Source organism: Streptomyces sp. WMMC940 (assembly GCF_027460265.1).
In the GTDB taxonomy this organism is placed as follows: Bacteria; Actinomycetota; Actinomycetes; order Streptomycetales; family Streptomycetaceae; genus Streptomyces.
Window position 1 is genome coordinate 327,653 of record NZ_JAPZBC010000001.1, and the last position, 14,601, is coordinate 342,253.

The following is a 14,601-nucleotide window of genomic DNA, read 5'->3' on the forward strand; positions in this document are numbered from 1 at the left end:
GACGACCGGGGTGGGTCTCAGACGACGGCGGCGGTCAGCAGCACCAGATGTGCCGCGTCGGCCGCGGCGATGCCCATGGTGGCGAGGAAGGGGAGACGGGCGTCGGCCTCACGGACGGGCCGCAGCAGGGCCAGCGCGCAGAGCAGCACGGTCACCGTGAGGACGGCCCAGCCCTGCCGGGTGACCGGTCCGTCGGGACCGATCAGCAGGACCAGCGACGAGGCGAGCACCAGCAGCGCCGCGACACACACCGACCGCCGCCGGCCGAGGCGCTGCGGCAGCCCGTGGACGCCGGTGCGCAGGTCGTGGTCGATGTCCGGCAGGACGTTGGCGAAGTGCGCGCCCGTGCCGAGAAGCCCGGCGGCCGCCATGAGCCACAGGGGCGGCCAGGGCCCACCGGGCAGCGCGAGGGTGACGAACGCCGGGAGCAGCGCGAACGACAGCGCGTACGGCAGCCACGACAGAGCGGTGCGCTTGAGGTGGAGGTTGTACGACCAGGCCGCCGCCACCGCCACCGCATGGACGCACCCCGCCACCGGCCCGCACGCCGCCGACAGGACGACGCACACGGCCAGGGCCGCGACCGCCGCTCCGGCCACGACGCCCGGCAGGGCCTCTCCCGTGACCAGCGGTTTGTCCCGTCGGCCGGACGCACGGTCCCGGCCCATGTCGGCCCGGTCGTTGCACCAACCGATCGACAGCTGACCGGCGGCGACCGCGCCCACGGTGAGCGCTCCGCCGGCCGGACCGCGCCCTCCCACCGCGGTGGCGAGTGCGGCCGCGAGACCGGTGACGACCGCCGCCGGCAGCAGGTGGCACGCCTTCAGCAGACCGGCGGCCGACGGGCGGGCGGAGTCGAACGGCGCCGCGTGGGATCCGTCGGAGACGGTGGTGGCACTGAACTTCACATGCCCACGCTAGGTCACGACGCGCCCGATGCGGTCGTTTCATGACGTTGTGTCAGCGGACTTCTATGTTGGGGCGATGACCCGCGTCCTGGCCGTGAGCGCCGTGTTCCCGCCCCATCGCCACCCGCAGGCGGAGATCGCGGAGGAGCTGGCCCGCCGGCTGCCGCCCGCGGCGGATCGCGGACTGCTGCGGCGCGTGCACGCCTCCGTCGGGGTCGAGGCCCGGCATCTCGCGCTGCCGCTGGACCGCTACGGCCGCCTCGACGGCTTCGGCCAGTGCAACGACACCTATCTGGAGCTGGCGCGGGACCTCGGGACGCGGGCGGTGCGAGCCGCCCTCGACGAGGCCGGAGTGGCCCCCGAGGAGGTCGACGTGATCGTGTCGACCTCCGTCACGGGCATCGCGACACCGTCCCTGGACGCCCGCCTGGCCGCCGCGGCCGGGCTGCGCCCCGACGTACGGCGCGTGCCCCTCTTCGGACTCGGCTGCGCCGGGGGCGCGGCGGGCACGGCGCGCCTCCACGACCAGCTCGCCGGCCGGCCCGGGGACGTGGGGCTGCTGCTGTCCGTGGAACTCTGCTCGCTCACCCTGCAGTCCTCGGACACGTCGATGGCCAATCTGGTCTCAGGGGCTCTCTTCGGCGACGGGGCAGCGGCGCTGGTGGCGGTCGGCACCGAACACCCCCGGCACGCGGGCCCCGGTCAAGGCCCCGGCGGGCACACGTACGCCGGCCGCCCGGGCCCGGTGGTCGTCGACTGCCGCAGCCGTCTCCACCCGGGCACGGAACACCTCCTCGGCTGGCACGTCGGCGAGTGGGGTCTCCGGCCGGTACTCGGCAGCGAACTGCCCGACGTGGTCAGGCTCCACGTGGGCGAGGAGATCGCGTCCTTCCTCGCCGAGCACGACCTCAAACCGCGGGACGTGGCTGCCTGGGTCTGCCACCCGGGTGGGCCGAAGGTCCTCGACGTGCTCGCGGACGTGCTCGGGCTGCCCGAGGACGCGCTGTCGCCGAGCCGCCGGTCACTCGCCCGGGCCGGGAACCTGTCCTCCGCCTCCGTGCTGCACGTCCTGCGGGACACCCTCGTCGACGGCCCGCCCGAACCGGGTGCCCGCGGCCTGATGCTGGCCTTCGGCCCCGGCTTCTCCTCCGAACTCGTCCTGCTGCGCTGGTGATGCCCCGATGAGCACCCACACCCCCACCGTGTTCCTCGCCCTCGTCCTGCTGGTCGCCGCGGAACGACTCGCCGAACTCGTCGTGGCCCGCCGCAACACGGTCTGGAGCCGGACGCACGGCGGCGTCGAGCACGGCCGCGGCCACTACCCCGTCATGGTCGTCCTGCACACCGCGCTGCTGGCCGGCTGCGCCGTCGAACCCTGGGCCGCGGACCGTCCCTTCGTACCCGCGCTCGGCTGGACCATGCTGGCGCTGACCGCCGCGGCCCAGGCGCTGCGCTGGTGGTGCATCGTCACACTGGGCCCACGGTGGAACACTCGCGTCGTCGTCGTGCCGGGGCTGCCGCTCGTCGCCTCCGGACCGTACCGATGGCTCCGACATCCCAACTACGCCGCCGTCGTGCTGGAGGGGCTCGCCCTGCCCCTGGTGCACACGGCATGGGTGACGGCCCTGGCGTTCACCCTGCTCAACCTGGCGCTGCTCGGGGTCCGCATCCGCTGCGAGGAGTCCGCCCTGACGGGGGCGCCGGGGACCGCCGGCCGGACCGCGGACGCGGTCCGGTGATCGATCTGCTGGTCGCAGGCGGCGGCCCGGCGGGGCTGGCCACCGCCATCCACGGTGCAATGGCCGGGTTCGAGGTCGTCGTCGCGGAGCCGCGGCCCACTCCGGTCGACAAGGCGTGCGGTGAGGGGCTGATGCCGGGTGCCGTACGGGCGCTCGCGGGTCTCGGGGTCGCCGTCGAAGGGGCACGGTTCACCGGCATCCGGTACACCGACGGACTCGGCGCCCGCACGGCGGAGGCCCGCTTCCGGGCCGGACCCGGCCTCGGTGTGCGGCGCACGGACCTGCAGCCGGCGCTCGCGGCGCGCGCAGCGGAGCTGGGTGTGCGGTTCGTGGCACGCCGACTCGGCGAAGTGCGCCAGGACGGCCGGCAGGTGACGGCGGACGGGCTGACGGCGCGGTACCTCGTCGCCGCCGACGGGCTGCACTCCCCCGTCCGCCGCGCCCTCGGACTGCGCGCGCGACCCGCTCCCCACCGGGCGGCGCGCTACGGGCTGCGCCGGCACTACGCCCTCGCCCCGTGGAGCGACCTGGTCGAGGTCCACTGGGCGGAACGCTCCGAGGCGTATGTGACGCCCCTCGCCCCCGGACTCGTCGGTGTCGCCGTGCTCACCGCCGACCGCGCCCCGTTCGACGCCCAGCTGGCGCGCTTCCCGGCCCTGGGCGAGCGCCTGCGCTCCGCCGTCGCGACCCCGGTGCGCGGTGCCGGACCGCTGCGCCAGGACGTGCGTACGCGGGTGGCCGGCCGGGTGCTGCTCGTGGGGGACGCCGCGGGATACGTCGACGCGCTCACCGGCGAGGGGCTGACGCTCGCGCTGACCGCGGCCGGTGAACTGGTCCGCTGTGTACGGTCGGGCCGGCCCGGGGAGTACGAGCGCGCCTGGCGACGGCTGTCCCGCCCGTACCGGCTGCTGACCGGGTGTCTGCTGCGGGCCCGTGAGAATCCGTATCTCGCTCCTCGGGTCGTGCCGCTCGCGGCCCGGCTGCCTCGCGTGTTCCGGGAGGGCGTCAACCTCCTGGCCTGACGCGGCCCGGCGCTCCCCGGCATCCGACCCGACGACCCGCCGACCCGGCAACGTCTCGCAGCGGCCACTCACCCGGTGGGCGCGGTGTGCACGACCGCCACCGGGCAGGCCGCGGTGTGGAGGACCTCGGAACTCACCGAGCCCAGCAGCAGCCTGCGCAGCCCGGAACGGCCGTGGGAGCCGACGACCAGGAGGACGGCCCCATGCGAGGACTCCGCCAGGAGGGTCGCCGCACGGAGGCGTTCCGCGTGCAGTCTCACCGGCACCCCGGGGTAACGGTCGCGGCGCCTGTCCGCCTCCTCCTGCAGGGCCGCCCGGACCGCCTCGTCGAGGACGTCGAAGTCGGGTGCGGCCATCCCCGGCCCCGTCGGGGTCTCACCGAGGTGGAAGCTGCCGTGCACGAGTTCGAGGCTCGCCCCGCGCAGCGCGGCCTCGGCGAAGGCGGCGTCCAGGGCGTGCGAGGAGATGCCGGAGGTGTCGGCGACGTCCACCCCTGCCACGACGCGCTTCTCCGGGTCGGGTGGTGTGTCACCGGGCCGGACGACGATGACGGGTCCTCCGGCGTGGGTGGCGACCTGCCAGCTCACGGAGCCGAGCGGAAGTCGGGCGAAGCCGCCGCTGCCCCGGTGGCCGACGACCGTCCAGGAGGCCCGCGCGGACCGCTCCACCAGTACGGCGGAGGCATGGCCGGTGACCGCCTCCGCCGTCACGGTCACACCGGGGAACTCGGTGCGGACCAGCCTCTCCAGGGGCGCCACGACCTCGGCGCCCGGGACCGGGGCTCCGTGGCGCTCGGCGACGTGCAGGAGGTGGAGCGGCACCCCGTGCAGATCGGCCTGCTCGGCGGCGCAGCGCGCCACGTACTCCTGACCGCCCTCGTCGACGCCGGCCAGTACCGGCCCCGTCGGCGACGTGCCGTCCACCATGAGTGCTCCCTGCTCCGGACTCCGCGGTCTCGCTCCAGGGTGCGTCCGAGCGGGCGGCGGCGCAGCAGGAGCATGGACCACCCGGCCCAGTCCGGGGCGGGCACCCCGAGGGACGACGGCGTCAGGAGTGGGAGCGGACAGCCGTGCCGCAGGGGGTACCGGGCGGCCCGGGGGTACGGGGCGCCGCGCAAGACCGCGTCCGGTCGTCGCTCCACCGCACGGCCGGGCCGCCGCCGGCGACTTCGCCGCTCCGTCGAGGAGCCACGCCGTCAGTTCGAGGGTGCGGCCCGCCGCGGGTAGTCCTGCTGGTGGGCCGACGGCCGCCGCCGGGCTCCCCGGGGCCGGCAGCGCCGGCGGCCACGGTCTCGCCCGGGTGGGCCTCGGCAACCTCGGCCAAACGATGGACGCGCGGCGCTCCTACGCCGAGCAACGCCGGCGAAAGGCGGGGCGTCGGTCGCCTGCCATGTGGCGATGGGGACGCCGGCCCCCTGGGCGATGTCGGCTCATTGATCACAGGCCGGTCGCGGGGGATCACAGTGGTGTCTCTTGAACGGCTGTCGGTTCACCGGCGGGGCCTTGCAGCCTGCTGGTGCTTCCTGCGCCGGCGTTCCGCCGGCACGGATGTTGGTCAAGGGCCGGCGGTGTGCCGGGTCGCTCCGTGTGAGTGGCTCTCCGTCGGCCCTTTCATCAGTTCCGTCTTCCATCCACGGACTTCGCGCGGGTTGCGGAGCCTGACTACCTCGACGCCGCGATCGGCTGTCTCGGATACCTGCTGGGCGTAGCGAGGCCGGTTGTTCCGGTACTTGCGGACGGCGGTGCGTAGCAGCGACCGGCGGTGGAAGAAGGCCTTGCTCCAGGTCAGTCGCCTGGCCTGTGGGCTGTCTTCGTGTCCGGTGAGCTGGTGGAGGCTGCGGCGCACGATGCGGTACACGATCAGGTACAGCGGGAAGTCGAGCCACACGAGTACGTCGGCGCGGTGCCAGACCACATCGGCCAGCTTGGAGAAGTTCCCTTCGACGATCCATGCGTCGTGCCGGGTGATCTCTCCTGCCTTGTGGCGGAACTCCGGCAGCGGCAGGGGATCGTCAGGGGTGAAGAGAAGGTCATCGAGGTCTGTGTGTGGGTGGCCGAGCTCTGCTGAGAGCCACTTGGCCAGGGTGGACTTCCCTGTGGCGGGTGGTCCGAAGAGCGCGATCTTCCGCATGAGTTCCTTGCCTTCGTGGGGAGCGGCGGACCGCGATGGCGAACCCGATCAGCAGGGCGGCGACGTCGCGGCCGCGTGGCGGGGCCGGTGGCGCAGATCATCGAGTGTGCGCTCGGTCTCGTTGGCAAGCCATTCCCCACCCCGCCAAAGCGGGGCCTTCCCCTGTCCAGATCCTGATGGAGGAAACGCAACGGCCCCGCCGGCAGCTCCGGCCCCGCCCGTCCGCGGGGATGTCGGCGGCTCCGCCCTCGTGGGGCGGAGCCGCCGCTACCGTCGTCGCCTATCGCGGCAGGATCCCCTCGGCCACCGCCGGCGGGACGGGCGCGTAGCCCGCGGCCCGGGTGGTGAACGTGCCGCGGCCCTGGGTGCGGCCGCGCAACCGCGAGGCGTAGCCGAACAGTTCGGCCAGCGGCACGGTCGCGGTGACGACCGCCCCGGCCGCGCCCGCGGTCGAGCCCGACACCCGGCCGCGCCGTGCTGCGAGATCACCGAGCACGCCGCCGACGGCGTCGTCGGGCACGGTGACCGCGACCTCCACGACCGGTTCCAGGAGGACCATCTCCGCCGCGCGCAACGCCTCGCGGAGGGCGAACCTGCCCGCCGCGCGGAACGCGGTCTCGGTGGAGTCCTTGGGGTGGGTGGCCCCGTCGGTCAGGGTGACGCGCAGCCCCGTCACCGGATGGCCGCCGAGCGGTCCCTCGGCGAGGGCGTCCCGGCAGCCGGCCTCCACGGCGCGGACGTACTCCTTCGGCACTCGTCCGCCGGTGACGGTCGTCCGGAACGCGAAGCCACCCGTGCCGGCCCTTCCGCCCGTGCCGGCCTCGTCGGCGGTCCCCAGCGCCTCCACGTCGAGCACGACATGGGCGAACTGCCCGGCGCCGCCGTCCTGTTTGACGTGCCGGTACAGCAGCCCGGTGACCCCTCGGGCCACCGTCTCGCGATACGCCACCCGCGGCCGGCCGACGCCGACCCGGATCCCGTGGGCGCGCCTGATCTTCTCCACCGCCACCTCCAGGTGCAGTTCGCCCATGCCGGACAGCACTGTCTGGCCGGTCTCCGGGTCGGTGCCGACCGTGAGCGACGGGTCCTCCTCGGCCAGCCTCGCCAGTGCGGACGCCAGCCGCTCGGCGTCCGGGCCGCTGCGCGCCTCGACCGCCACCGAGACGACGGGGTCGGTCACGGGGGGCGGTTCGAGGACGAGCGGGGCTGCGGGTGAGCACAGTGTGGCCCCGGTACGGGAGGACTTGACGCCGACGAGGGCGACGATGTCCCCGGCGACCGCGCGGTCGGCCTCGGCGTGCCGGTCCGCCTGTACGCGCAGGATGCGCCCGACGCGCTCGGTCCGGCCCGCGCCCGCGTCGAGGACCGTGTCCCCCTTCCGGATCGTGCCCGAGTACACACGGACGAACGTCAGCCGCCCCGTGGGCGTCGAGTGCACCTTGAAGACCAGGGCGGCCAGGGGCGCGGCCGGGTCGGCGGGCCGCTCCTGGGACACACCGTCCAGGGCGCCCCGTACGGCGGGCACGTCCGGCGGCGCGGGCAGCAGTTCCACGACGGCCCGCAGCAGCGGTTCGACGCCGCGGTTGCGGTAGGCGGAGCCGCACAGCACCACCAGGCCCTCGCCGCTGCGGGTCACCTCGCGCAGTGCGCCCGCCAGCGTCCCGTCGGAGACCCGCGACCGCTCGCAGAACTCCGCCAGGGCGGCGGGGTGGAGTTCGGCGACCGCCTCCTCGAGCAGTCCGCGCCGCCGCAGTGCCTCCTCGGCCAGGACATCGGGCACCGGTCCCTCCTCGAACGCGTCGCGGCCGGTGTGCCAGACCAGCGCACGCATGCGCAGCAGGTCCACGACTCCGGTGAACCCGTCCTCCCGCCCGATCGGCATCTGCACGACGAGGGGCACGGTGTGCAGGCGTTCGCGGATCGACGCGACGGCCGAGTCGAGGTCGGCGCCCGCGCGGTCCATCTTGTTGACGAAGGCGATCCGCGGAACGCCGTGCCGGTCCGCCTGCCGCCACACCGACTCGCTCTGCGGCTCCACTCCCGCGACGGCGTCGAAAACGGCGACGGCGCCGTCGAGGACGCGCAGCGAGCGCTCCACCTCGTCGGAGAAGTCGACGTGACCGGGGGTGTCGATGAGGTTGATGCGGTGCCCGTCCCAGTCGCAGCTGACCGCTGCGGCGAAGATGGTGATGCCGCGGTCGCGCTCCTGGGGGTCGAAGTCGGTGACGGTCGTGCCCTCGTGGACCTCGCCGCGCTTGTGGGTGGCACCGGTGAGGTACAGGATCCGTTCGGTGACGGTGGTCTTGCCGGCGTCGACGTGGGCGAGGATGCCCAGGTTGCGGACGGTGGTCAGTGGGTCGACGGCGTGGGGTCGGAGGTCGTTGCGCACGGCCCGGAGCCTTTCGGTGATCGGGAGACGGGTGGTTCGGGGCTGCGCGATTCCCGGACGGAACGGTCCTGTCGGAGGCCGGGTTCACCGTTCCTGACGCAACGTCAGTGGTCGGTGCGAGGCGCCCTCGGGGCGGCGCGACCGTGCCCCGGTCCCCGCGAAGAGCGGGCGACGCGGGCGGGCACCGGTCGGTGGGTGGTCGTCGCGGGCTCCGGTGGCGGCCGCGCAGCCGTCACCGGCGGGCCGGAGACACCAGGATCACGTCGTACCGTGACCGGGGAACGAAGGCGGTGGTGCGGCAGCACACGTCCGGTCCCCCCTCACTCGGTCCAACTCCTGGCGATGCGCACCGCGTTGACGTGTCGGCGCGTGAGCCGAGTGTAGAGAGCCACGGGAGGCGGACGCCCGGGATTTTCCGCGCCCCGGCTCCGGGGACCGCGTCCGCGCCGCGGGAAGGCCGCTGGGCGCACCGGGCTCCGCTCCGCCGCCGGAGCGGGGCGGAACGCGCATCCGAAGCCCGGGGTGGAGCCCGCTCCACCCGGGTCTCGGACGTGCCGTCCGTCCCCGGCGCTCATCGTGGGTCGCCCCTCCCCGGCGCCGACCGCCGAACCCCGGGCCCGCCGCGGGTCCACCGACGCGCCGACCGCCGAACCCCGGTGCCGCCGCAGGTCCACCGACGCGCCGACCGCCGAACCCCGGGCCCGCCGCGGGTCCACCGACGCGCCGACCGCCGAACCCCGGTGCCGCCGCAGGTCCACCGACGCGCCGACCGCCGAACCCCGGGCCCGCCGCAGGTCCACCGACGCGCCGACCGCCGAACCCCGGGCCCGCCGCAGGTCCACCGACGCGCCGACCGCCGAACCCCGGGCCCGCCGCAGGTCCACCGACGCGCCGACCGCCGAACCCCGGGCCCGCCGCAGGTCCACCGACGCGCCGACCGCCGAACCCCGGGCCCGCCGCAGGTCCGCCGACGCGCCGACCGCCGAACCCCGGTGCCGCCGCAGGTCCGCCGACGCGGCGGCACACCGCGCCCCTGTCGCTGCGGCGGCCGTGCGCCGACCGCCGGTAGGCCGGGGCACCACCGGGGTCCCGGTAGCGTGGAGGGATGAAGCGACCGCGAGGCCGAGGCGCCGGTCCCGATGCCGACGACCCGGCGTTCCCGGCCCGCCACGCGCCTCGCTGCACTCGTCTGGGCGAGCTGGACGAGCTCGTCGCGCGGTGCCGGGCGTGCCCCCGGCTCGTCGCCTGGCGCGAGGAGGCGGCACGGGTCAAGCGGGCCTCGTTCCAGGACTGGGAGTACTGGGGGCGCCCGGTCCCCGGATTCGGCCCCGCGGACGCGTCCCTCGCCGTGGTCGGCCTCGCCCCGGCCGCGCACGGGGCGAACCGCACCGGACGGATGTTCACCGGCGACGCGACCGGTGACTTCCTCTTCGCCGCACTGCACGAGATCGGCCTCGCGTCGCAGCCCACCTCACGGCACACCGGCGACGGGCTCGCCCTCCACGGCGTACGCCTGACCGCCCCCGTGCACTGCGCCCCGCCGGGGAACCGGCCGACGGCGGACGAGCGCGACGCGTGCCGTCCCTGGCTGTCGGCCGAGCTGGGCCTGCTGGCGCCCCGGCTCCGCGCGGTGGTCGCACTCGGCGGCTTCGGCTGGGGGGCCCTGCTCGCGGCGATCCGCGAAACCGGACGGCCGCTGCCGCGGCCGCGTCCCGTCTTCGGCCACGGAGTGCACGTCGTCCTGCCCGCGGGCGACGGGCTTCCGCATCCCCTGCACCTGCTGGGCAGCTACCACCCGAGTCAGCGCAACACCTTCACCGGTCGCCTCACCTTCCCGATGCTCGTGGAGGTGCTGCGCAGGGCCGCCGAACTCGCGCAGCTGCCGGCCGTGCGCTGAGGCCGGTGGCGGGTCACGCCCGGCGCCCGGGGCATGACCGTCGGCGATGTCCCCAGGTCGGGGGGGTGCGGCCGTCGGGCGGGGTGCGGTCTGCGCGTACGGGCGAAGGACTGACGTGGGCAGCGCAGCTCCCACATCCGCACAATGGGTGCGAGGAAGGCCCCGGCTGCCGTCCGCCGGGTCACGGCGGCCCGGCCGGCGGCCTCAGACGGAAAGGAACGTCCGGTGACAGCTGGTCGGCCGCGGGCCGGCACCGATCCCGGTCCGCTCCGCTCGGAACCCGGAGCGCTGCTGGAGCACGTGTCGGTCGCGGTCTTCGGCGTGGGCGGCGACGAGCGGATCTGCTTCTGGGGCCCCGGGGCGGAGGACCTCTTCGGGTACGACGCGGCCGGTGCCCTGTCCGAACCCGCCGGCATCCTGTTCCCCGAGCCCCCGCCCGGCGCGCCCGGCGCCGCCGAAGGCCTCACGGAGCGGGCCAGGACGCTCGGGTACTGGCGCGGCCGGCTGCCCGCACGGCGGCGTGACGGCACGGTCTTCGGGTGCGGCTTCCGCGTTTTCCCCGTCACCGGGCCCACGGGCTCCTCGGTCGTCGTGGGGCTGGCCGCCCGGGGTGAGGAACTCGACCGGGTGAAGACCAATCTGGCCTTTCTGGACGCCCTTTTCGAGACCTGCCCCATCGGACTGCTGATGCTCGACGAGGACCTGCGCTACGTCCACATCAACCAGGCGCTCGCCGACATGGACGGGCTGCCCGTCGAGGCCCACCTCGGGCGGTCCATGGAGGAGGTCATGATCACCTCCGACGGCGGGGAGTACGAGCGGATGGTCCGCGCCGTCGCCTCGGACGGCCGTCCCGTGGTCGGCGCCCTCGTGGGCCTGCGCACACCGGGCCGGCCCGACCGGGACCAGGTGCGGTCGGTGAGCCTCTTCCCGCTCAGCCAGGCGGGCGGGACCCGGCCGGGGCTGGGCGGGCTCATGGTGGACGTGACGGAGCGGGAGCAGGCCATCCTCGCGGCGACGGCGGCACGGCAGCGCCTGGCCCTGCTCGACCGGGCCGCGGCACGCATCGGCACGTCACTGGACGTCGACGTCACCGCGCGGGAACTGGTCGACGCGGCCGTGCCGGACTTCGCCGACGCCTCGGTCGTGGAACTCGTGGACTGGATGGACGAGCCCGAGGTGTTCGACCTCGAACTGCCCCTGGTCACCCATCGGATCGCGGCCGGCACGGTGCTTCCGCCTCCCGCACCCGAGCTGGTGGGCGGGCTGGAGACGGTCACATATCCCCCGAGGTCCAGGATCCACCAGGTGCTGCGGACGGGGCGGCCGGTCTGCTTCCCCGTGGACGAGCACTTCGCCGCGACCACCGTCCTCCACCAGGCGCGCGCACGGATGCTCCTCGAGAGCGGACTGGCCTGCATCGTCATCACCCCGCTCATCGCCCGGGGGACGGTCCAGGGGCTCACCATGTTCGGCCGCTCCTCCGGCCGCCCCGCCTTCGACGAGCAGGATCTGAGCCTGGCCTCCGAGCTGTCCTCCCGCGCGGCGCTCTGCCTGGACAACGCCCGCCTCTACAGCCGGGTGCAGACCATCGCCCTCACGCTCCAGCGCGCGCTGCTCCCCACCAGCCTGGCGGCCAGTCCCCATGTCCGCGTGGCCCACCGCTACGTGCCGGGCAGCCACGCCACCGAGGTGGGGGGCGACTGGTACGACGTGATCGATCTGCCCGGGGGCCGCGTCGCGCTCGTCGTCGGCGACGTGATGGGGCACGGGGTGCGCGCCGCCGCGGACATGGGACGGCTGCGCATCACCACGAAGACACTGGCCCGGCACATCGAGGAACCGGACGTGCTCCTCGCCGAACTGGACGCCTGTGCCCAGGAGGCGGGCATCGAACTGGCCACCTGCCTGTATCTGCTGTACGACCCCGCGAGCGGCCGCGCCCGGGTCGGCAACGCGGGCCATCCGCCGCCGCTGGTGCTGCTGCCCGGCGGACGGGTCGAGACGGTGGACGAGGTGCTGGGTGTGCCGCTCGGGGTCGGCGGTCATCCCTTCGCGACGACCGAGATCGACCTGCCCGCGGGTTCCACCCTGGCCCTCTACACCGATGGCCTGATCGAGGCGCGCGGCAGGGACATCGACGAGGGCTCCGCGCGGCTCCGCGCCGAACTGGCCCGCGCCTCGGGCCCGTTGGAGGAGGCGGCGGACCGGATCCTGGCCCGGCTGCTGCCCGGACCGCCGCACGACGACACGGTGCTGGTCCTCGCCCGCGTCGGACGGGCCGGCTGACCGGGCGGCCCACCGGCGCCCTCACCACGACGACTTACCCGCGGAAACACCTTTCCCGGCCCGTCCCGCTGATCCACCATGGGCACTTGTTACCGGCAGGTGAACCGGCGCGCCCCCGCACGGGGCGGGTTCGCCATGCCTCGGGGGACGAGGAGAAGCAAGGGTGCCAGAGCTCCACGACGCCGGTCCGCTGCGCACACCGGGGCAGCCGGAGGACTCCGCCCTGTCGGACGCGGAGCTGGGGGAACGGATCCGGTCCGGTGCCCCGCGCGCCCATCCGGCGATCGAGGAGCTGAAGCGCCGGCACCTGCCCGCGGTCCTGGCCTACGCCCGGCTCTGCGGCCGGAACCAGACCGCCGGCAACCAGCTGGCCGTCCAGGCACTGCGACTGGCCTCGGAGGAGGCCGGGCGGGGCATCGAGCCCCGCGGGCAGTGGCGCCACCATCTGCTGGTGCTCGTCCGGCGCGTGGGCGCGGACTGGGCCCGCAACGGCCGCCGGGACAGACTCTCGGCCGACTTCGCCGCCTGGATCGACGGGACGGAGCACGCCGGGACCGGCGCGGTCCCGGCCGCGGGGACGTCCACGGCCACCGCGTCCGGCCGGTCGGCGGCCGGTGCCGCGCCCGAGGTCTCCGCCGCCGTGCTCACCGCCTTCTGCCGGCTGCCCGCCCCGACCCGGGGAGCGCTCTGGTACGCGGTGGTGGACCAGGAACCGGACTCCACGACCGCCGGGTATCTGGGCGTCCGCGCCGACCTCGTCCCCGATCTGCGGCTCCGGGCGCCGGAGTCCATGCGCCGCGCCTTTCTCCAGGCATACCTGGAACGGGGGGACAAGCGGTGCCTGGGCTACCGCAGGATCATCGAGGCGGCGGCGCGGACGGTGGACCGGAGGCGGAGCGAGGATCTGACGCTGCATCTGGCCGAGTGCCCGCGCTGCACCCGGGTGGTCGCCGAGCTGACCCGGATGACCGACAACCCCCGGATGGTCTTCGCCGAGCATCTGCTGGGCTGGGGCGGCGCCGAGTACACCGCGCGTCTGCCGGTGTCCGGGATACGGGGGACGATGCCCGGGACGCCCGGGAAGGTGCCCGGCGCCGGGACGCCCGGGCCCGCGCCCGACCAGGGCGCCTCGCCCGTGCCGGCACCGGTGAGCGGGCCGGCGTTCGCGGTCGGCGAGGCAGCGGCAGCGGCCGGGTGTCCACCGCAGCCGCCCGCCGGCCCGGCGCCGGGGTGGAGCAGGCGCCTGCCCTCGCGGTCCGTCATGCTGATCGCCGCCGCCGTCGTGGTCGTGGGCTCCGCCGCCACGGGGACCGCCCTGGTGGCCTCGTCCGGGGACGCCGGCGGGGCGCGCGAGCCGGCGGCGTCGGCGCCCACGGCGGAGGGCGCGTTCCCCACGCCTGAGGCTCCGTCGCCGGTCCCGACCCTGTCGACGAGCCCCAGCGCCCCGCCCTCGGCACGGCCCACTCCCTCACCGACGCGCACACCGCCCCCGGCCGCGGCCGAACCCCCGGTACCCTCGCCGACGAGGAGCGCGGTGCCGATTCCGGCGCCGATCGTCCCCGGAACGGGCTACCACCCGGTGGTCAACGCGGCCACGGGTCTGTGTCTCGACGTCGAGGACGGGGTGATGGCCAACCGGACCGACGTCATCACGACCGAGTGCAACGGCGCCACCACCCAGCAGTGGCGGCTCGAGCCGAACGGCCTGCTGCGCAACAGCGCGGATCCCGACTACTGCCTCGACTCGCGCGGGGACACCGACCGCGGCGCCGGGATCTGGTCGTGCTCCTCCGTCGACGGCCGCAACGGCCTCAACCTGCAGTTCGGCGTCGACGGCGCGGGAGTCGTCCGCCCGCGGATCGACCTGGACTTCGCCCTCGAGCCCCGGGGCGGATCCCTGGGGTTCGACCGGCTGGACGGCGACGCCGACCAGCGGTGGAACGCCGGCACGTCGCGGTAGGCGGGCCGGTGAGCATCCCGCTCGGGCCGTGCGGGCCCTCGGGGTGCACATGGTTCCGCGGCTGTCGCCGGCATCCCCGAAGGCGGCGGTGGAGTCGTCGCACGGCTCCGCCGAGGCCGCGGGCCCGCTGACTGACCCACGCCTCTCGTTCCTCCTCGGCGGCCGAGGTGGCGGTTCTTCAGGGTGTCCGCCCCGCCCGACGGGTGACGGCCATTCGGCCGCGTGCGGGTTGCAGGCCCGGCGGGGCCGACGTCGTATCGGGACGAA

The 14,601-nt window shown here is 75.1% G+C and carries 10 protein-coding genes; 6 read left to right on the forward strand and 4 right to left on the reverse strand.

The features are described 5' to 3' along the window. Positions 1 to 17: 17 nt before the first annotated feature. Positions 18 to 908, reverse strand: a complete 891-nt coding sequence (locus O7595_RS01535) for a UbiA family prenyltransferase (RefSeq protein ID WP_269726897.1) — start codon at positions 906 to 908, stop codon at positions 18 to 20. Between the two features lie 76 nt (positions 909 to 984). On the opposite strand from O7595_RS01535, the gene O7595_RS01540 reads away from it, so the two are divergent. Genes O7595_RS01540 through O7595_RS01550 form a run of 3 tightly spaced genes read left to right on the forward strand, consistent with a single transcriptional unit; the run spans position 985 to position 3,669 of the window. Beyond that, a complete protein-coding gene (locus tag O7595_RS01540; RefSeq protein WP_269726898.1) occupies positions 985 to 2,082 on the forward strand; it encodes a type III polyketide synthase in 1,098 nt (365 codons plus the stop codon). A gap of 7 nt (positions 2,083 to 2,089) precedes the next feature. Further along, entirely contained in the window at positions 2,090 to 2,647 is a 558-nt protein-coding gene (locus O7595_RS01545) for an isoprenylcysteine carboxyl methyltransferase family protein (protein ID WP_269726899.1), read from the forward strand. Continuing rightward, on the forward strand, positions 2,644 to 3,669 hold the full coding sequence (locus tag O7595_RS01550) for an NAD(P)/FAD-dependent oxidoreductase (RefSeq protein WP_269726900.1): 1,026 nt from the start codon (positions 2,644 to 2,646) through the stop codon (positions 3,667 to 3,669). The genes O7595_RS01545 and O7595_RS01550 overlap by 4 nt, the downstream gene beginning before the upstream one ends. A 68-nt stretch (positions 3,670 to 3,737) precedes the next feature. On the opposite strand, the gene O7595_RS01555 is transcribed toward O7595_RS01550, so the two are convergent. From O7595_RS01555 to fusA, 3 genes are all read right to left on the reverse strand, one after another. Then, a complete protein-coding gene (locus O7595_RS01555) occupies positions 3,738 to 4,595 on the reverse strand; it encodes a universal stress protein (RefSeq protein ID WP_269726901.1) in 858 nt (285 codons plus the stop codon). A 628-nt stretch (positions 4,596 to 5,223) separates the two neighbouring features. Continuing rightward, entirely contained in the window at positions 5,224 to 5,799 is a 576-nt protein-coding gene (locus tag O7595_RS01560; RefSeq protein WP_269726902.1) for an adenylate kinase, read from the reverse strand. Positions 5,800 to 6,079: 280 nt separating this feature from the next. After that, complete coding sequence (gene fusA / locus O7595_RS01565; RefSeq protein WP_269726903.1) at positions 6,080 to 8,188, reverse strand: elongation factor G; 2,109 nt, start codon at positions 8,186 to 8,188, stop codon at positions 6,080 to 6,082. A 1,105-nt stretch (positions 8,189 to 9,293) separates the two neighbouring features. On the opposite strand from fusA, the gene O7595_RS01570 reads away from it, so the two are divergent. The 3 genes from O7595_RS01570 to O7595_RS01580 all read left to right on the forward strand — a co-directional run bounded on the left by O7595_RS01570 (position 9,294) and on the right by O7595_RS01580 (position 14,334). Next, complete coding sequence (locus O7595_RS01570; RefSeq protein WP_269726904.1) at positions 9,294 to 10,085, forward strand: uracil-DNA glycosylase; 792 nt, start codon at positions 9,294 to 9,296, stop codon at positions 10,083 to 10,085. A 225-nt stretch (positions 10,086 to 10,310) separates the two neighbouring features. Continuing rightward, a complete protein-coding gene (locus tag O7595_RS01575; RefSeq protein ID WP_269726905.1) occupies positions 10,311 to 12,374 on the forward strand; it encodes a SpoIIE family protein phosphatase in 2,064 nt (687 codons plus the stop codon). Between the two features lie 163 nt (positions 12,375 to 12,537). Continuing rightward, on the forward strand, positions 12,538 to 14,334 hold the full coding sequence (locus O7595_RS01580; RefSeq protein ID WP_269726906.1) for an RICIN domain-containing protein: 1,797 nt from the start codon (positions 12,538 to 12,540) through the stop codon (positions 14,332 to 14,334). Positions 14,335 to 14,601: the final 267 nt, after the last annotated feature.

What these genes read in the sequence shown, in the direction of transcription:
- O7595_RS01540 (WP_269726898.1), top strand. Translation starts at nt 985, where the DNA reads ATGACCCGCGTCCTGGCCGTGAGCGCCGTGTTCCCGCCCCATCGCCAC.
- O7595_RS01545 (WP_269726899.1), top strand. Translation starts at nt 2,090, where the DNA reads ATGAGCACCCACACCCCCACCGTGTTCCTCGCCCTCGTCCTGCTGGTC.
- O7595_RS01555 (WP_269726901.1), bottom strand. Translation starts at nt 4,595, where the DNA reads ATGGTGGACGGCACGTCGCCGACGGGGCCGGTACTGGCCGGCGTCGAC.
- O7595_RS01560 (WP_269726902.1), bottom strand. Translation starts at nt 5,799, where the DNA reads ATGCGGAAGATCGCGCTCTTCGGACCACCCGCCACAGGGAAGTCCACC.
- O7595_RS01570 (WP_269726904.1), top strand. Translation starts at nt 9,294, where the DNA reads ATGAAGCGACCGCGAGGCCGAGGCGCCGGTCCCGATGCCGACGACCCG.